The organism is Streptomyces sp. NPDC049577, from assembly GCF_040675635.1.
GTDB lineage: Bacteria > Actinomycetota > Actinomycetes > Streptomycetales > Streptomycetaceae > Streptomyces.
The window spans coordinates 1-15,428 of record NZ_JBFAPH010000153.1 but is presented as its reverse complement, the minus strand read 5'-3'; the positions used below and the strand labels follow the sequence as shown (position 1 = coordinate 15,428).

General features: G+C 70.6%; 21 protein-coding genes and 2 pseudogenes. 10 read left to right on the top strand and 13 right to left on the bottom strand.

All coding sequences use genetic code 11. The annotated features are described in order from the left end of the window. From AB0K09_RS18495 to AB0K09_RS18475, 5 genes are all read right to left on the bottom strand, one after another. The coding region (locus AB0K09_RS18495) for a hypothetical protein (protein ID WP_366066432.1) at window positions 1-2,281 on the bottom strand (2,281 nt) is incomplete at its 3' end. Next, window positions 2,278-2,661 carry a DUF6507 family protein gene (locus AB0K09_RS18490; RefSeq protein WP_366066431.1) on the bottom strand — a complete coding sequence of 128 codons (384 nt, stop codon included), beginning with the start codon at window positions 2,659-2,661 and terminating at the stop codon, window positions 2,278-2,280. The genes AB0K09_RS18490 and AB0K09_RS18495, both read right to left, overlap by 4 nt. 20 nt (window positions 2,662-2,681) lie before the next feature. After that, entirely contained in the window at window positions 2,682-2,990 is a 309-nt protein-coding gene (locus tag AB0K09_RS18485) for a pore-forming ESAT-6 family protein (protein ID WP_366066430.1), read from the bottom strand. A 20-nt stretch (window positions 2,991-3,010) separates the two neighbouring features. Beyond that, window positions 3,011-3,343, bottom strand: a complete 333-nt coding sequence (locus AB0K09_RS18480) for a hypothetical protein (RefSeq protein WP_366066429.1) — start codon at window positions 3,341-3,343, stop codon at window positions 3,011-3,013. Window positions 3,344-3,470: 127 nt separating this feature from the next. Next, window positions 3,471-3,731, bottom strand: coding sequence for a hypothetical protein (locus AB0K09_RS18475; protein WP_366066428.1), 261 nt, complete (start codon window positions 3,729-3,731; stop codon window positions 3,471-3,473). Between the two features lie 245 nt (window positions 3,732-3,976). On the opposite strand from AB0K09_RS18475, the gene AB0K09_RS18470 reads away from it, so the two are divergent. The 3 genes from AB0K09_RS18470 (at window position 3,977) to AB0K09_RS18460 (ending at window position 6,156) form a co-directional block, all read left to right on the top strand. Beyond that, a complete protein-coding gene (locus tag AB0K09_RS18470; RefSeq protein WP_366066427.1) occupies window positions 3,977-5,242 on the top strand; it encodes a hypothetical protein in 1,266 nt (421 codons plus the stop codon). A 60-nt stretch (window positions 5,243-5,302) separates the two neighbouring features. Further along, entirely contained in the window at window positions 5,303-5,740 is a 438-nt protein-coding gene (locus AB0K09_RS18465) for a DUF6086 family protein (RefSeq protein WP_366066426.1), read from the top strand. A 101-nt stretch (window positions 5,741-5,841) separates the two neighbouring features. Next, a complete protein-coding gene (locus tag AB0K09_RS18460; RefSeq protein ID WP_366066425.1) occupies window positions 5,842-6,156 on the top strand; it encodes a hypothetical protein in 315 nt (104 codons plus the stop codon). A 16-nt stretch (window positions 6,157-6,172) separates the two neighbouring features. Here the strand turns inward: AB0K09_RS18460 and AB0K09_RS18455 are convergent, their stop codons facing one another. Beyond that, window positions 6,173-6,760 (bottom strand): TetR/AcrR family transcriptional regulator, encoded by a 588-nt coding sequence (locus AB0K09_RS18455; protein ID WP_366066424.1) that lies wholly within the window; start codon window positions 6,758-6,760, stop codon window positions 6,173-6,175. A gap of 79 nt (window positions 6,761-6,839) precedes the next feature. Between AB0K09_RS18455 and AB0K09_RS18450 the strand changes: the two genes are divergently transcribed. The 3 genes from AB0K09_RS18450 (at window position 6,840) to AB0K09_RS18440 (ending at window position 8,859) form a co-directional block, all read left to right on the top strand. Next, complete coding sequence (locus AB0K09_RS18450; RefSeq protein ID WP_366066423.1) at window positions 6,840-7,268, top strand: nuclear transport factor 2 family protein; 429 nt, start codon at window positions 6,840-6,842, stop codon at window positions 7,266-7,268. After that, window positions 7,265-8,110, top strand: coding sequence for an NAD(P)H-binding protein (locus AB0K09_RS18445; RefSeq protein WP_366066422.1), 846 nt, complete (start codon window positions 7,265-7,267; stop codon window positions 8,108-8,110). The genes AB0K09_RS18450 and AB0K09_RS18445 overlap by 4 nt, the downstream gene beginning before the upstream one ends. Window positions 8,111-8,310: 200 nt before the next feature. Further along, complete coding sequence (locus tag AB0K09_RS18440) at window positions 8,311-8,859, top strand: hypothetical protein (RefSeq protein WP_366066421.1); 549 nt, start codon at window positions 8,311-8,313, stop codon at window positions 8,857-8,859. Here the strand turns inward: AB0K09_RS18440 and AB0K09_RS18435 are convergent. Then, on the bottom strand, window positions 8,846-9,232 hold the full coding sequence (locus tag AB0K09_RS18435) for a peptidase inhibitor family I36 protein (RefSeq protein WP_366066420.1): 387 nt from the start codon (window positions 9,230-9,232) through the stop codon (window positions 8,846-8,848). The two genes, AB0K09_RS18440 and AB0K09_RS18435, sit on opposite strands and share 14 nt — an antisense overlap. A 267-nt stretch (window positions 9,233-9,499) precedes the next feature. On the opposite strand from AB0K09_RS18435, the gene AB0K09_RS18430 reads away from it, so the two are divergent. Next, a complete protein-coding gene (locus AB0K09_RS18430) occupies window positions 9,500-9,655 on the top strand; it encodes a DUF6131 family protein (protein WP_366066419.1) in 156 nt (51 codons plus the stop codon). 46 nt (window positions 9,656-9,701) lie between these two features. Here the strand turns inward: AB0K09_RS18430 and AB0K09_RS18425 are convergent, their stop codons facing one another. Next, window positions 9,702-10,121, bottom strand: a complete 420-nt coding sequence (locus AB0K09_RS18425; protein ID WP_366066418.1) for an ATP-binding protein — start codon at window positions 10,119-10,121, stop codon at window positions 9,702-9,704. A 296-nt stretch (window positions 10,122-10,417) separates the two neighbouring features. Between AB0K09_RS18425 and AB0K09_RS18420 the strand changes: the two genes are divergently transcribed. Next, window positions 10,418-10,669, top strand: coding sequence for a winged helix-turn-helix domain-containing protein (locus tag AB0K09_RS18420; RefSeq protein WP_366066417.1), 252 nt, complete (start codon window positions 10,418-10,420; stop codon window positions 10,667-10,669). A 69-nt stretch (window positions 10,670-10,738) separates the two neighbouring features. On the opposite strand, the gene AB0K09_RS18415 is transcribed toward AB0K09_RS18420, so the two are convergent. Continuing rightward, the gene (locus tag AB0K09_RS18415; RefSeq protein WP_366066416.1) at window positions 10,739-11,581 is read right to left on the bottom strand and encodes an alpha/beta hydrolase; all 843 of its coding nucleotides are present in this window, start codon (window positions 11,579-11,581) and stop codon (window positions 10,739-10,741) included. Window positions 11,582-11,726: 145 nt separating this feature from the next. Here AB0K09_RS18415 and AB0K09_RS18410 point away from each other — a divergent pair. Beyond that, window positions 11,727-11,900 (top strand): annotated as a pseudogene (locus AB0K09_RS18410) (IS701 family transposase); the annotation flags it as partial. 180 nt (window positions 11,901-12,080) lie between these two features. Here the strand turns inward: AB0K09_RS18410 and AB0K09_RS18405 are convergent. Both AB0K09_RS18405 and AB0K09_RS18400 read right to left on the bottom strand, forming a co-directional pair. Further along, on the bottom strand, window positions 12,081-12,740 hold the full coding sequence (locus AB0K09_RS18405) for a class I SAM-dependent methyltransferase (protein ID WP_366066415.1): 660 nt from the start codon (window positions 12,738-12,740) through the stop codon (window positions 12,081-12,083). A gap of 100 nt (window positions 12,741-12,840) precedes the next feature. Beyond that, window positions 12,841-13,071, bottom strand: coding sequence for a hypothetical protein (locus tag AB0K09_RS18400; RefSeq protein ID WP_366066414.1), 231 nt, complete (start codon window positions 13,069-13,071; stop codon window positions 12,841-12,843). A gap of 79 nt (window positions 13,072-13,150) precedes the next feature. Here AB0K09_RS18400 and AB0K09_RS18395 point away from each other — a divergent pair, with 79 nt between their 5' ends. Further along, window positions 13,151-13,777, top strand: coding sequence for a hypothetical protein (locus AB0K09_RS18395; RefSeq protein ID WP_366066413.1), 627 nt, complete (start codon window positions 13,151-13,153; stop codon window positions 13,775-13,777). Window positions 13,778-13,899: 122 nt separating this feature from the next. Here the strand turns inward: AB0K09_RS18395 and AB0K09_RS18390 are convergent, their stop codons facing one another. Continuing rightward, the gene (locus AB0K09_RS18390) at window positions 13,900-14,541 is read right to left on the bottom strand and encodes a superoxide dismutase (protein WP_366066412.1); all 642 of its coding nucleotides are present in this window, start codon (window positions 14,539-14,541) and stop codon (window positions 13,900-13,902) included. A gap of 169 nt (window positions 14,542-14,710) precedes the next feature. Continuing rightward, window positions 14,711-15,428: pseudogene (locus tag AB0K09_RS18385) on the bottom strand (amino acid transporter); the annotation flags it as partial.

Genomic DNA, 15,428 nt, shown 5'->3' with positions numbered 1-15,428 from the left:
TGCATGATGTCCAGCGCCTGGGCGATCCAGCCCTCCAGATTGTCGCCATAGACCTTCGGCGCCGGAGCGGCAGGCTTGGCGGGAGCGGCCTTGACATGACAATATTTTCTGGGATAGGATTCTCGGATATCAAGAAGAACTCCTTCCCATTTTGCTCGGCGATCCTTCGCGCGTCGCCGAGCTTGGACTTGAACTTGAGCATCTCCTTCTCGTAACGGTTCAGTCTGTCCCAGTAAGCTCCGGACTTCGCCTCGTACCAAGTCGTAGAGTCTTCTTTCCCACCCGGATAGCTGCCGTCGAACTCGCGTCCCCCCTCACGGAATGAATCGCCGCCTTCGAGCTTACGTTGAAGGTATACCTCGTATGCCCTTCCGGCCTTCTCGGCAAGAGTCCCCTTTGATTCCTGGGTCGCGCCGGCCTCCGAACCATGCTGTGGGAGATCCGTGTCGCCCGTACTGGGAGCCGGACCCTGATGTCCAGAACTTTCCTCGGAGTGGGCATTGTTGAGGTCGTCAGGCTGGTGGCCCTGTGGGTGTGGTGTGTCACGATGGCCACCACCGGCACTGTGTGACGTGTCCCCGCTTTGACCATCATGAGGCGGACGGGCCGGGTCGTGGGGGTTGCCGGGCGGCTCATGACTCGCCGAGGGACCGTGCCCGTGCTCGTGCGCCCCGCCACCCGGCCCATGACCAGCGCTGCCGCCCGGGGCTTCGTGGGCCGCACCTCGGGGAGTATGGTCCGCCGAACCGCCAGGCGCATGGTGCGCAGGCCCGCCAGCCCCGTGGTGGGCCGAGCCTCCCAGGCGGTGGTCCGCTGCCCCGCCCGGTGCGTGGCTGCCCGCGCGCCCCGCCGCCCCGTCTCCGGGTGCGTGCGCTGTCGCGAGGGCCGGCTGCCGGGCCGGTTCGTGCAGGGACGGTGCCTCGCCGTGGGGCGCCGTCGCGCGCTCCTCCGCCGACAGTTCCTTCTTGATGGGCCCCGCGCCCTTGAGCGGGTCGCCGTGTTCGTCCAGCAGGCGGCCCGTCTCCTTGTCGAGGAAGGCCGGCTTGCCGTCCCGGTCGAACAGCTTGACCGTGGTCTCCGGGGACAGCTCCTTCGGGAAGTGGGTCCCCGCCTGTTCGGCCGTTTTGAACGTGTCGCCGCCGATGTTCAGCGCCGTCCCCGCGCGCAGGCCCTTCAGGCCCGTGAAGGCGTCACCGACCTTGATCGCGCCGAACTTCGCCGCCTTGCCGACGTACGTCATCGGGTCGACGATGCGGCCCGCCTTGCCCAGGACCGAGACCGTCTTGGCGACCGCGCCGCCCTTGGCCGCGGCGCCGGAGCCGCCGGTGAAGACCGTGGTGAGGACGTTGAAGGTGACGCCGCCGGCCGCGCGGGCCGGGTTCTTGCCCCACTGGTCGTAGGCGATGAGGGCCTTGCCCGTCTCCTTCATGGCCGTGCGGGAGTCACGCAGCCAGGACGGGAGCTTGTCGTCGGGCGTGGCCCAGAAGACGCCGGACAGCGGGGTGGAGCTGATGGCCAGGCCCGTGGCGAGTTTGCCGAGGCCGGTCCAGGCCTGGCCCGCCTTGTCCCAGCCCTCGGTGCCGAAGAGGGTGCCCAGGCCGGTGACGGTGCCCCAGACGCCGTCGACGATGAAGCCGTCCCACACGAAGCTCTTGGCCTGGTGGTAGAGCCACTTCACGCCCGTGTACTCGCGCTCCGCGGCCTCGCCCCAGGGGAGTTTCTCGGCGTGCTTGAGGTCGTCGGCCTTGTAGCCGTACATGCCCTCCTGGTGGGAGCCGTCGTCAAGCTTGAGGGCCTTGCCTCCCACCAGGGCGACGATCTTGTCGTGGCAGGCGATCTCCGCCGCCTGGAAGGCGGCCACCGTTTCGCTGACGTCGTCCATCAGCCGGTTGTTGTGGTCGACCTTCTTCTGGTCCCGGTGCCAGTGCTTGTCGCCCTCGACGCTCGCGACGAACGCGATGGCCTCGTCCTTCAGGCTGCGGAGCTTCTTCGCGAGCGGGCCTACGTCGTGCGCGTATGTGCTCAGTGCGGAGGCGACCTTGTCGAGGTCGTCGGCGAAGGACGCCGACTTCGTCGCCACGGGTGCCGTGGTGGCGAAGAGCAGTTCCGCTTCCGGGGCCTTGTAGCAGGAGCGCAGGCCCTGGAACTCGTTGTGGACACCGGCGCCCGACTCGCGGAAGAGCTTCGCTTCCGCCTTCAGGTCCTTGACGTCGGTTTCCAGCTTCGCGAGGTCGCCGTTGAACTGGTATATGCCGGCCGGGTCGATGATGCCGTCGCTCACTTGGAGCCCTTCTTCGGCAGCTCGATCTTCGGCTCCAGCGTGGCCGTGTGCAGGGTGTGTTCGGCCATCTTCACGTCGCCCTTGAGGTATTCCTCGGCGGCGTTCTTCGCGCCGTTCAAGGAATTGGCCGCGCGGGTGGCGATGTAGAGCAGTTCCTTCTGCCGCGCGGCGGCGAACTCGCCCAGTGCCGCGGCAACGGGACCGCTCGGCGGAGCCGTACCGCAGTACGGGCCCTCGATCGTGATCGTGCCCGCCGCGGTCGCGGCCTCCGGCAGGGTCTTCTGCAGACCGTCACCCGCCTTCGCCAGGCCTTCGGCGGCCGTGCCCGCCTTCCGCAGTACGCCGCCCACCTCGGCCGGCTGGATGTCCCAAGACGTCATGGAAGCCCCCCGCTGTCGCGTCAGCCGATCGCGTCGACGGCAGCCTTGGCCTTGGCCAGCGTCTGCTGGGCCGTGCCGTCGTTCTTCTCCATCGTCGAGCGCAGCAGATGGATGATCTGCCGCACCTCGTGCGCCGCGCGCTGCCAGCGCAGTTCCTTGTCGTGGTAGTGGTCCGAGACGCCGTCGGCCTTGAAGTCGGCCATCGCCGCCTTCACCGCCGCGTCGCGCTCGCCCAGCACCGTCTCCAGCCGCGAGATGACGCTCTGCAGCGACCCCTGCACCTCGCTGGAGGCCCCCAGGTCGTAACTGCGCCGGTCCGTGTTGCCCATGGCCGAAATCCCCCCTGCGCCTACCGGCCCGAGAAGCGGGCCGCGTCGAAGTTGGCCGCCGCCATCTGCTGGCGCGCGTTGTCCGCCGATTCCTGGTCACCCTGGCCGAAAGACGAGTCCATTCCGGACTGACCGCCCAAGATCGCATTCAGGGCGCCGTTCAGATCGGCGGTCACCTGGTCCGAGTGCGCCTTGAAAGCGTCGAAGGCCTGCCGGCCGGAGCCGTTGAACTTCCCCTCCAACGGCTGCGCCGCAGCGATCAGCTGACGGATGAGTCCGCCCAGGTCATCGGTCGATCCACGCGTTCGCGAAACCAGGCTCGACAGCGTCGTGTTTCCCATGTCGAACTTCACGAGCTCACCCCCGAACGTCACGTGTGCCACATGGCACTCCCCATTGCTCATACATGTATATCAACCGGGGTCGGTGCACCGGCCATGAGTTCGGGCGTGGGCGATGTGCTGTTACGAAATCCGCAACTCACACCCCCATACCCAGGCGGCGGCGGGCGCGGCGGGCGGTGGACAGAGCTCGGTCCACCTCGGCCTGAGCCGGCCAGCCGTCCTCCGGGTGGGCGCAGCGGTTGCGCACCAGCCGCAGGTGTTCGAGGTCGCGACGGGAGATGCCCGTGTGCCGGACCAGATACGTGACGCACCGCTCCGGGCGGGCGTGACGCTGCAGCACCCCCCAGGCGTACAGGAGTTCATGCAGTCCCTGGGGCGGGTGAAAAGTGAGGGTCACGGCAGCTCCGGACGCAACGGGGCCGAGGCACGAACGGGGCCTGGCCGGTCGGGTGGGATGCCTTGAGTTCAAGGCCCGGAGCTGGGATTCGCCGCTGGTCCGAAGGTCATTGAAGGACTTTGCAGGGCGTTGAAGCGGACTGAAGCCCGTTGAACGGATACCGCCACCGATCCGGGCGGCCCGGTCTAGGCTGCGCTCCACCGGTCGCCCGGGAAGAGGCGGAGAAGTGCGGGAGGGGTGCGGGCGTGGTCGACAAGGGGGACCTGGCGGTGCAAGAGCTCGCGCGGTACATGCGCGAGTTGAAGCTCACGCATGGATCGCCCAACCTCAAGCAAATCGTCGCCAGGACCCGCGAGATCGACGCTTCTTCGTCGGTGTCCGAGAGCACGGTGTCGAACATCCTCAATGGCCGCACCCTGCCGTACCGCGAGAACGCGGAGATCGTCGCACGGGCGATCGGCGGCAAGCAGGCCACCACCGAGGCGCTGCGCCTGTGGGACGAGGCCCGCAGGCGGCGTACCGAGGCCACGGCCGCCGGTCGAACGGCGAGCGTCCCGGACGACGTAGCACCGGCCAGAGACGACCCGGCGCCGGCCAGAGACGACCCGGCGCCGGCCAGAGACGACCCGGCGCCGGCCAGAGACGACGCCGCACCAGCCGGAGACGACGCCGCACCAGCCGGAGACCCACGTACCGGCCGGCGCCGGCTCGTCCGCTGGGCGGTGTCCATCGCCGCCGCCGTCGCCCTGCTGACCGTGGGCGGCGTCTGGCTGCTGCCGGATGACCAGGCCCCGACCGCCGCCGGCGGCGGCACCGCACACAAGCTCGCGACCCTGTCGTCGGCGGCCGCCGCCCCGCCGAACGGCCCAGTCTGGACGGGCAAGCCGCCCCTGGCCGTGCGCGCCGTATGGTCCGACGCCACGTGCGGCCCGACGATCTGGTACGACGGCCCGCCGCAGCAGTACTTCGCGGCGTGGAAGAACCACACGAAGGACACGACGGCGACGGAGCTGGTCGGTGACCAGTACAGTCCGCCGGTGGATATGACGGTGCAGGGCCGCACCGAGGAGTCCGTGCTCCTCACGGGCATGGAGGTCAACGTCCTGCGCAGCGCTCCCCCACCGACCCACGGCGTCATCATCAACACCGCGTTCGGCTGCGGTGGGGCGGAGCCCCAGCGGCCGTTCACCGCCGACTTCGGTCACCGGCCGGTGAAGGTGACCGCGGACGCCGGCCAGGACGACGACGGCAAGCCGATCCCGCCGGTGCGCTTCCCCTTCAAGGTCAGCCTCACCGACCCGGAGGACTTCCTGGTCCACGCGAAGAACATCGCCGGCGACTGCGCGTTCGCGATCGTCCTGCACTGGGTCGCCGACGGCAAGGCCGGGACCACGACCCTGGACAACGGCGGCAAGGGCTTCCGCCTCATCAGCACGAACTCGCTGCCGTCGTACCGGTTCAACGGGGACATGGAACGGCCGGCCCTCGAACGCGTCCCGTCCTCCTCCTGACAAAGCGCGTATGGCACGATTCGCGCCGCGTCCCCATGCCGGGCGGAAGGAGAGATCTTCGTGAGTCAGTACTTCCAGATAGGCGACGAGATTCTGTGGAACCCGTCCAGCGGGGTGTCCCGGATATTCCTGCGGCAGGTGGCCGTGTTCGAGGCGGAGCTCGGACTTCCGTCCGGCATCGGCCCCATGGAGGCGGACGAGTGCCAGATCGATCCGGCCGTCTTCGGCGCCTTCGCCGACGCGCTGCTGGCCGCGCACCGGCGGACCCACCACGCCGTCCTGCTGGCTCTCTCCGAAGGCTTCGTCATCACCGTGCTGGCCCTGGCCGAACGTGCCGGGGTCCGGCTCTGCTGGGTGCCGCCCCGCAGTGGGCCGGGCGGTGAGCTCCGGGACGTGCCCGTGCCCGCGCACCCCGTCGCCGCCGGCGGGACCGACGCCGAGTGGGCAGACCGGCTGCGGCGAGACGTGCGAGCGCTCGACCGGTTCATGGTGCGTTAGGAGTCCCCCGCCACGGCGAGCATGCGTGTCGTGCGGCAAGTGAGCCTCGTTGAGCGCGTGAAGGCACTCAAAGTGATCGTTTGCCGCCCAGAAAAGGACTGATGATGCGTCTTATCCGACCGGCCGTTGTCGCTCTCTCCGGACTCGCCCTCGCCCTGTCCCTGCCCGCGGGGGCCGCGCTCGCTGCGAAGGGGCCGTTCACGTGGGTGGGGCCCAAGGGCAAGCCGTTCTTCGTCGAGAATCCGCCGGACGGCCGCTGCCTCGACATGAGTCAGGAGGCGCACGGCCCCCACAACGGGACGGGGACCACGGCCACCGTCTACACCAAGAAGAAGTGCAAGGGGGAGGCGCTGCACCTCAAGCCCGGGCAGCAGGCGCCGCGCAGCGCGTCGTTCTCCAGCGTCCGCTTCGGGTAGCGGCCGGCGCCCGCCGTCACGCGTCCAGGACCTTCGCCGCGTAGGCCGCCAGCCGGCTCCGCATCTGCTCGCCGGACAGGCCCTCCCGGCCGGCGAGGTACTCGACGAGGTCCGCACGCGTGGCGGCGAGCAGGGCGTGCGCCGTGAAGTCGCCGTCCGGCACGCCGGGCAGTTGCCGCAGCGCCTGCTCCAGGGTGGCGTGCCACCACGCGTAGTGGGCCGCCCGGTACGGGTCGGCGCTCCCGGACTCCTCCAGGGCCAGGGCGAGGTGGCGGTTGTCGAGCTTGAACCGCAGGACCGCGTCCAGCAGTGCCAGCACGCGTTCGCGCGGCGGCGCGGAGGGGCCGAGGGGGGCCGGCCCCGACTCGACGGCCTGGCGCAGCGGTTCGATGCGCGCCTCGACGACCGCGCGAATCAGCCCGGCGCGGTCGCCGAAGCGGCGGAAGAGGGTGCCCTTGCCGACGCCCGCGGCCGCCGCGACGTCGTCCATCGAGACGCTTCCGGGGCTCTCGCTACGGGCGAAGAGGGCATCGGCCGCCGCCAGCACCGCTTCCCTGTTGCGCGCCGCGTCCGCGCGTTCCACTCGCTCCTTGCCCGACGTCACGACGCCTCCCTTGACGAAACGGACCGACAGTCCGCATTCTTAAGTGGACTCACGGTCCGATTCTATGAGGAGCAGCCCCATGACGCCCGAGGACGTGTACCGCCGCAGCCTCGACCTGATCCTGGACAAGGACATCGACGGCTGGCTGGCACTGTGCGACGAGCACGTCGTCATCGAATTCCCCTACGCCCCCGAGGGCTTCCCCGCGCGGCTGGAGGGCCGCGCGGCCGTCGCCGACTACCTGCGCGGCTATCCGGAGTTCATCGACCTCCGCGCCGTCCCCTCGCTGCGGATCCACCGGACCGCCGACGACGGGACGATCGTGGCCGAGTGGCGCGGCACCGGCCGCATGGTGGCCACCGGCGCGCCCTACGACATGTCCTACGTCGCCGTGGTGACGGTCCGGGACGGCCGCTTCGTCCACTACCGCGATTACTGGAACCCATCGGCGATACCCGGTTCCCCGGACGAGGCGAAGTTCTTCTCCACGGCGGGGTCCGCCCGATGAGCATCCTGGTCACCGGTGCCACCGGCACCACCGGCAGCCGCGTCGCGGCCCGGCTGGCCGCGCTCGGCCGCCCGGTCACCGCCGCGAGCCGCCACCCCGCCGGTGCCGGCCCGGCCGGCACCCGGGCCGCGCGCTTCGACTGGTACGACCCGGCGACCCACGCGGAGGCCCTGCGCGACGCCGACCGGATGTACCTCGTACCGCCCATCGGCGAGCCGGATCCCGCCGCCGTCATGCTGCCGTTCCTCCGGCAGGCCAGGTCGGCCGGCGTACGGCGGGTGGTGCTGCTCGGCTCGTCGGCGATCCCGGCGGGCGGGCCGGGCGTCGGCCAGGTGCACGAGGCGCTGCCCGGCCTGTTCGACGAGTGGGCGGTTCTGCGGCCGTCCTGGTTCATGCAGAACTTCACCGGCCGCCACCCGCACGCGGACGGCATCCGCGAGTCCGGCGTCATCACGTCCGCCACCGGCACCGGCCGCGTCGGCTTCGTCGACGCCGACGACATCGCGGCGGTGGCCGCCCACGCGCTGCTCGACGACCCGGTGCCCGGCACCGACCTGGTCCTGACCGGTCCCCGGACGCTGAGCTACGACGACGTGGCGGCCGTCATCACCGAGGCCACCGGCCGGCACGTCACCCACCGGCCGCTCTCCTACGAGCAGATGCGCGACCATCTGGCCGCCACCGGCATGCCCGTCGAGTTCGCGGCGCTGCTCGCGGACCTGGACCGCCGGATCTCCCGAGGCGCGGAGGACCGCGTCACCGACACCGTCGAGCGCGTCACCGGACGCCCGGCCCGCGACCTCCGGGAGCACGTCGTACGGTACGGGCGACGTCCGGGCTGACCGTGCGCGCCGGGCGGGCGTCTCCCGGACGCCCCGGTCCCTGATCGACGGCGTGGCGCCCCGCTGCCGGCATGACCAACCCCTGAGCCCGCCCCGCCACGCGGCGGAGGCCCGCGCGGTCCGTCTCCTGCTCCGGAGGTACCCGGAACACCCCCGTGGGCCGACGCCACGCGGCGCCCGCCTGAACCAGCATGATCCCCATGCCGAGAGTCACCGCACTGCCGAACGTCCCGCGCTGGGCCCGGCTCGCCGCGACGGGCGCCGCGCTCACCAACGTCCCCTCCGCCTTGTGGCGCGTCGCCATCGTCGCGGGCGTGCCCGTGGGGCTGGCCCGGACCGAGTACGACCAGATGCACGTCCCCGGCTGGGGGTCGTTCTTCCTGATCGGCCTCAGTCTGGTCTCCGAACTCTTCGCGCTCCTCGCCCTGGGGCTCGTGCGCGACTGGGGTGAGATCTGGCCGCGCTGGGTCCCGTACCTGCGCGGCCGCCGCGTTCCGGTCGCGCTCGCCACGGCCCTGGCGGTCCTCGGCACCCTGGCCACCACCGTCTACGGCGTCCTCTTCGTGTACACGGCGCTCAACGCGGACATGGAGGTGACCTCCTGGGGCGGGTGGCTGATCGACGCCGCCTACGCTCCCCTGCTGCTCTGGGGCCCGCTGCTGGGCGCGGTCACGGTCCACTACTACCGGCGCCGGACCGCCACCGCGCCCACCGGGCCGATCGCGCTTTCCGCGCCTACTGCGCCTTGAACGAGCGGATGTGGTACGTGCCCATCAGATTGCCGCCCTTCCCGGCGGGGGTGGAGCCGACGCGCTCGTGGTAGTTGGTCTGGGTGTAGTACTGCATCCGGTGTCCGGTCCCGTTCCACAGGGACTTCGGCTTCTGGCCCCGCTGGATGAAGGAGCAGTCGTCGGCGGTGTTGGCCTTGCTCCCGTCCGGCCACTGGCAGCGGGTGCCGGCGCCGTTCCAGTCGCTGTAGAGGCAGAAGTGCCCGGGAGCGCAGTTGTACACCCCCGAATCCCCGGGTGCGGCGGGAGCCGCGGTCGCGGCGGGCACGGAACCCAGGGCGGCGGCCAGAACGGCGGTGGCGGCGACGGCGAACGAGCGGATGCGGCGAGACACGGCAAAACCCCTTATCCCAGTGGTATGCATCGGTATACGGCGGTATCCGGCAAACGCCCTGAGTATGGCCGACCTGCCGCCCCGCCGGGCGGGGCACGCCCGCAACCGCCCGACACTGACCGCCTTCGACTCCTGTTGACCGAAGGTGTTGGCGCAGAGAAGCGCAGCGACTACCCGGCGTCACAGCCCATCTGTTGGCACAGTGGGCGATCGCGACAGATAGTGGAAGAAGAGAGCACTCCCGCCAGATCCAGATCGGAGGACTCCATGATTGTCCTCGGGATCATTCTCCTCATCGTCGGGTTCGTGGCCGGCATCGGCATCTTGTGGACCATCGGAATCATCCTCGTCGTCATCGGGCTGATCCTGTGGATCCTGGGCGCCGTCGGGCGCGGGGTCGGTGGCCGTCGGCACTACTGGTAGCCGCCGCAGATCGAGGCGGACCGTCACCGGCCCGCCTCCTCCCCCGCTACGCGCTGAGCGCCGCCGCGCCGCCTCTGCGCAGCTCGAACCAGACCTGTTTTCCCACCAGGTCGAGACCGTCCCACACCCACGTCACACCCGACGCGTGCGCGAGGCGGCGGACGAGGTTGAGCCCTCTGCCGCCCTCGTCGTCCGCGCCGGCCTCGCGGGGCCAGGGGAGCCTGCGGGGGTCGTCGTCGCGCGCGGCGACGACCACGCGCCCCTGGCGCACGGTCACTTCTACACTGAGCTCCCGCACGCGGGCGTGCCGGACGACGTTCGCGACCACGTCCGAGACGCAGATCCGCGCGTTCTCGATCAGCACGCGCTGGTCCGACGCGACCAGCGACGCCGTCACGAACCCCCTGGCCAACCGGGACGCCTGCGGCGTCGCCGGGGCCGACATCCGGTAGGTCTCCCCCCTCATCGCCGCGCCTCGCACGGCACGACGTTGATCCGGTGCGCGGTCATCACGATGTGGTGGCAGCAGGGAGGATGGGGAGCCGGGGCCTTGGGCCTCGCCCAGGCCCGCAGGCGGTGGATAAGGTTTCGCACGTCGACGCTCCTCAGAAAGCGTTGGCCGTGCCCCGGGACCGGTTGCAGCGGTCGCCGGGGCTTGTCCTTTGGAGCCTGGCGGAGGTCTGCTAGGGCTATCAGCCATATCAGCCTTACTAGGTAAGGGATGGATCGACTAGGACGCGATGATGTGCGTAGCTTGGTCAAGTGATCGAATTCGTCCCCGACATTCCGCGCTGGCGCCAGGTGACCGACGTGATCCGGCAGCGCATCCTGGACGGCACCTACCCGCCTCGGTCACGCGTGCCGTCCGTCGCGCAGCTCATGGAGGAATTCGGCATCGCCACGGCGACGTGCCAGAAGGTCCACCGCGCCCTGCGCGCCGAGGGCCTCATCTACACCGAGCCCGGTCTCGGCTCCTTCGTCTCCAAGGACCTCCCCGGCCAGGGACCCGGCTAGCACTCCAGCCGTAGATCGGGATCTTGCTGGGCTGCGCGGAGGCCGGACCCGCGCGACACCCGCCGTTCTCTATCCGAGCGTGAGCATCGCCTCGGCGACCTCGCCGACCGCCGCATCGGGGATCGCAGTGGCGGCCTCCTTGAGGACGAGCAGCCGTGCCCCGGGGATCTCGCGCGCGATCGCCTCGCCGTTGCCGACGGGGAAGAACCGGTCGCGGCGGCCGTGGACGACGAGCGTGGGGACCCCGATCTCGGGCAGGCGCTCGCGCCAGCGGGGTTTGCAGTCGAGCCTGGAGAACACCATGCGCATCTGGTTGGCCATCTGGACCGGGGGTGCGGTGCCGGGCGTGCGGTCCCAGACGCGTGCAGCGATTGCGCGCGCGGCGACGGGGTCGTCGCCGAGGATCTCCGCGCCGGCGGCGGCGAACTCCGCAACCGCCTCGCGGTCGGTCCAATCGGGCATCGGACGCGCGAACAGCCGGCTCATCGCATCCTGGTCATGGCCGGGGAGGTCGTCGTCAGGTGGGCCAGGGGCAACCGCGCGGGTGCCGACCAGGGTGAGCGCCGAGAACGCGCCCGGATGGTCGAGCACGGCCACCTGGGCGACCATCCCGCCGACGCCGATCCCCGCGAGGTGCGCAGGCCCCCCGCCGAGCGCGTCAGCAAGGGCCGCCGCGTCGGCGGCGAGGTCGCGCAGGGTGTAGGCGGGCGTCTCCGGATCCGTCGTCGTCGACTCCCCGCTGTCGCGCAGGTCGTAGCGCACCACACGGCTCCCGCCGGCGGCGAGGCGCTCGCAAAGCGCGTCGGGCCAGGAGAGCATCGTCGTCCCGCCCGCGAGCAGGACGAGTGGCGCGTCGTCGTCACCGAACGACTCGATGCCCAAGGAGATCTCATTGACATTGACAGTGGTCATCGGATCACCGGAAGACGTCGTAGGTCAGGAGTGTCGCGGTCGATACCGAGATCGCGCTCCGCTGCTCTCCATACAGGCCGGCTGATTGACGGGTACGGCCACCGCTGATCATCTCTGTGCGAAGACTGAAGGTCTTGTGGTGGCCGTGGGGCACAGCGTAGACCCTGCCCGCCGGCAGGAGGCATTCGAGGGTCTGATGAGCCGGATCGCGGGCCGGATCGCCCGAGTTGAACCCCGCTGCCGGGTGCGGCGGTTGGTCTCCGGGCTGCTGTCGGACCTGTTGCGGAAGAATTGCCGGCCCCTGGCCGAGCACGCGGGCACCCTCGCGATGCTCGCCCACGCCTTCCTCGCCGTCACCGCAGCCATCGAACGCCGCGATCGACCCGCCTCCGACGGCCTGATCCCCTTGACCGGCAACGAGATCCAGCACCTGTTCGCGGCAATGATCAGCCCCGTTCACGACCTCGCACACCGCCTGCGCTGGGGCGGCGCGCCGCGATCAGGAAGCGTGGGGTGTGGTCGGCCGTGGGCCGCCGATGAGGCTGCGAGTGGCCCACACCTCGACGAACGCGCCCTGGTCGACGTGGTCGACCTCGAACCCGGCACCGGCGATGGCGTCAGCGAACGTCTCGGCGTCCCAGACCGTGTACCAGCGGCGCCCATCGGGCTCGTCGAGCCAGCCGGTGCGGCCGGCGGACTTGAGGCAGGCGTACAGCTTGCCGCCGGGGCGCAGCAGGCCGGCGAACTGGCCGAGCACGTCCACGGTCTCCGACTCGCGGAGGTGCACCAGCGATGAGCAGGCCCAGATCCCGTCGAACGTCCCGGCCGGGAACCGGGACCCGACCTCGCGCAGGTCGCACTGTGACGTGGGGGCGTGGGCGTTCGCCATGGCGACGAACTCCGGGTTGAGATCGACGCCCCGTGCGCTGTGACCGTGGGCGGTGAACCGCGCGAGGTCGCGGCCGGGGCCGCATCCGGCGTCCAGGATCAGCGAGGGCACCGGCAGCGAGCCGGCGAACCGCTCGGCCTGGTCGGCCATCTTGGGGGCGTGGTGGGCGGCGTAGTCGTCGGCGTGGGCGCTGTAGGCCGCGACCGACTCGGCGGCCGAGTCGAACGGCGACTCCCCGGTGCCGGTCGTGTTGGGTGAAGTGATGTGCAAGGGGTGACTCTCGATTTCCATTGCCGATCATGGACCTGCCCAAGTGTCCACCGCCCGCACAGACGGAGCAACGTGCCTCTCGTGCACGTTGCCCGAGCACTCAGAGGGTGGATCGCCGACCGGGAACATCGTGCGCGTCGTACAGGCGCACCGTCTTGTCGTCCCCGCCGGCCGCCGCCGCGGCCGGCCTGACCGCGAAGCCCTTGCCGCCGGCGGCGACCACGACCCGCCCGTGCGGCAACCCGTGCTCGCCGCGCATGGGCAGGACCGTCAGCCGGACCAGGCCGTTGCCGGTCCGATCTCCGTGCGGTGGTCCTCCCCGCAGCAGCATGCCGGACAAGGGCCCGGCAAGGGACCCGGTAGGACCACTCCGGCGGGCGTCCACTGCCGCGTCGCCTTACTGTCCCCGTATGGGCCAGACCGACCTCTCGCGGCCGCTCGGCCGGGCCGGCGGGTGGGCCGAGGCGGAGGCGCCGTGTCCGAACGGGGCGTTCGCCCAGTCGCCCGTGCGGCCGTACGACCTGGTGACGCTCGCCGTGTGCCGGGTGCTGCCGGCGGTGTGGTCGCTGCTGGGGCTGCGGAACGCGGCGGGGATGCTGCGGCACTATCTGCGGGCCAGCGGTACGCCCCGGCGGGTGGACGCGGGTGAGCTGCTCGCGCTGCCCGCCGTGCGCGGGGCGGTCGAGGAGCAGCTCGGGCGGTGGCGGGCCGAGGGCCTCGCGCGGTGGGAGGCCGGGCCGCGGGCGCCCGCCGCGTACCCCGCCGACAGCGGGTGGCGGGACTTCGTGTTCGACCGGCGGGTCAGCGCCGACTGGTGGCTGGCGCTGCGCTGCGTGGAGTACCGGCTGACGGGCACGGTCCGCGTGGACGCGGACGGCGGGGCGGCCGTGGACTACCGGTTCGCCGTGTACAAGGGGTGGAACTTCGACCGGGGCCGCTCGGAGTGCGGGGTTCCGTTCACTCCGTTCGCCCGGCTGCACGAGACGGGGCTCGCACGGGAATTCGCGGTGACCGGTGAGGCGTTCGGTCACGCGTGATGAAATGGGGGGAAGGCCCCGCGCGATCCGACCGCGCGGGGCCTTCACCGTGCCTGCCGCGTGAAGGGTGAGAAGACGATCACGAGCAGGCGGTCAGGGGGAGGCGCCGGGCCTCAGGTGCCTCAGGGGGCCAGCAGGATGCTGTTGCCCTTCTCCTTCGCGGCGGTGTAGCGCGCGGCGACGTCCTGCCAGTTGACGACCTGCCACATGGCCTCGATGAAGTCGACCTTCTGGTTCTTGTACTGGAGGTAGAAGGCGTGCTCCCAGGCGTCGAAGACCAGGATCGGGACCGAGCCCTGGCCGAGATTGCCCTGGTGGTCGTAGACCTGCTCGACGATAAGGCGGCCGCTGATCGGCTCGTAGGCGAGGACGCCCCAGCCGGAGCCCTGGGTGGTGGCGGAGGCCTTGGAGAGCTGGGCCTTGAACTTGGCGAAGCTGCCGAAGGACTCGGCGATCGCGTCGGCGAGCTCGCCCACGCCGTCCTTCTCCAGCGGCTCGCCGCCACCGTCGCCGGTCATGTTCTGCCAGTAGATGCTGTGCAGGATGTGGCCGGAGAGGTGGAAGGCCAGGTTCTTCTCGAGGCCGTTGATCGAGCCCCACTGGTCCTTGTCCCGGGCCTCGGCGAGCTGCTCCAGGGTGTCGTTCGCGCCCTTGACGTACGCCGCGTGGTGCTTGTCGTGGTGCAGCTCGATGATCTCGGGGCTGATGACCGGTGCCAGCGCCGAGTAGTCATACGGGAGTTCAGGAAGCGTGTAGATGGCCATGCCGAGCCCTTCCGACTGCTTATTGCAATTAACTTGCAGGTAGACGCTATCAGCACCTGCCCCTGAAACGCCGCAATGGGGTGGGTCCTCGGTCCAAAGACCGAGGCGGGGCAGGTCCTGGAGTCCCAGGTCCTGCCCCGCCTCGTGACAACGGGTGGGTGGCGGTGCGTCAGCTCTTGCCGGCGACCGCCTTCTGGCGGACGTACCCGACGATCGCGAGGGCGAGCGTCAGGCCGCCGGTGAAGTAGAGCTGGACCCGCGTGTCGCCGTCCCGCAGCATCAGGGCGAGGACGCCGACGATGCCGGCGAGCGCGACCCAGGTCAGGTAGGGGAAGAGCCACATGCGCACCAGCAGCTGGTCCTGCGGGATCCGGCGGCGGCCGGCGAGCTGGGCGGCGGCGATGAAGCCCCAGACCACCAGCACGGCGGCGCCGACCATGTTCAGCAGCCACTTGAAGATGGTGTCCGGCCACCAGTAGCTGAAGAGCACGGCGAGGAAGCCGAAGGAGGCGGAAGCGATGACCGCGAGGCGCGGCACGCCGCCGCTGACCTTGGCGAGGACCTTCGGGCCCTGGCCGCGGGCGACGAGCGAGAAGGCGATGCGCGAGGAGCCGTAGATGTTGGCGTTCATCGCGGAGAGCAGTGCCGCCAGCACGACGAGCTTCATGATCTGGCCGGCGGCCGGGATGTCGAGGTGCTCCAGGACGGCGACGTAGGGGCCCTTGGTGACGACCGAGGCGTCGTTCCAGGGGATCAGGGTGACGACGATCAGCAGCGAGCCGACGTAGAAGAGGGCTATGCGCCACATCGCCGTGCGCACCGCGCGGGCGACGCCCTGGCGGGGGTGCTCGGACTCGGCCGCGGCGATGGTGACCGTCTCCAGGCCG

Coding starts and splice junctions, on each gene's coding strand:
- AB0K09_RS18485 (WP_366066430.1), bottom strand. CDS start 2,990: ATGGGCAACACGGACCGGCGCAGTTACGACCTGGGGGCCTCCAGCGAG.
- AB0K09_RS18415 (WP_366066416.1), bottom strand. CDS start 11,581: ATGACCACTGTCAATGTCAATGAGATCTCCTTGGGCATCGAGTCGTTC.
- AB0K09_RS18460 (WP_366066425.1), top strand. CDS start 5,842: ATGATGCGTCTTATCCGACCGGCCGTTGTCGCTCTCTCCGGACTCGCC.
- AB0K09_RS18430 (WP_366066419.1), top strand. CDS start 9,500: ATGATTGTCCTCGGGATCATTCTCCTCATCGTCGGGTTCGTGGCCGGC.
- AB0K09_RS18490 (WP_366066431.1), bottom strand. CDS start 2,661: ATGACGTCTTGGGACATCCAGCCGGCCGAGGTGGGCGGCGTACTGCGG.
- AB0K09_RS18390 (WP_366066412.1), bottom strand. CDS start 14,541: ATGGCCATCTACACGCTTCCTGAACTCCCGTATGACTACTCGGCGCTG.
- AB0K09_RS18450 (WP_366066423.1), top strand. CDS start 6,840: ATGACGCCCGAGGACGTGTACCGCCGCAGCCTCGACCTGATCCTGGAC.
- AB0K09_RS18400 (WP_366066414.1), bottom strand. CDS start 13,071: ATGCTGCTGCGGGGAGGACCACCGCACGGAGATCGGACCGGCAACGGC.
- AB0K09_RS18395 (WP_366066413.1), top strand. CDS start 13,151: ATGGGCCAGACCGACCTCTCGCGGCCGCTCGGCCGGGCCGGCGGGTGG.
- AB0K09_RS18425 (WP_366066418.1), bottom strand. CDS start 10,121: ATGAGGGGGGAGACCTACCGGATGTCGGCCCCGGCGACGCCGCAGGCG.
- AB0K09_RS18440 (WP_366066421.1), top strand. CDS start 8,311: ATGCCGAGAGTCACCGCACTGCCGAACGTCCCGCGCTGGGCCCGGCTC.
- AB0K09_RS18445 (WP_366066422.1), top strand. CDS start 7,265: ATGAGCATCCTGGTCACCGGTGCCACCGGCACCACCGGCAGCCGCGTC.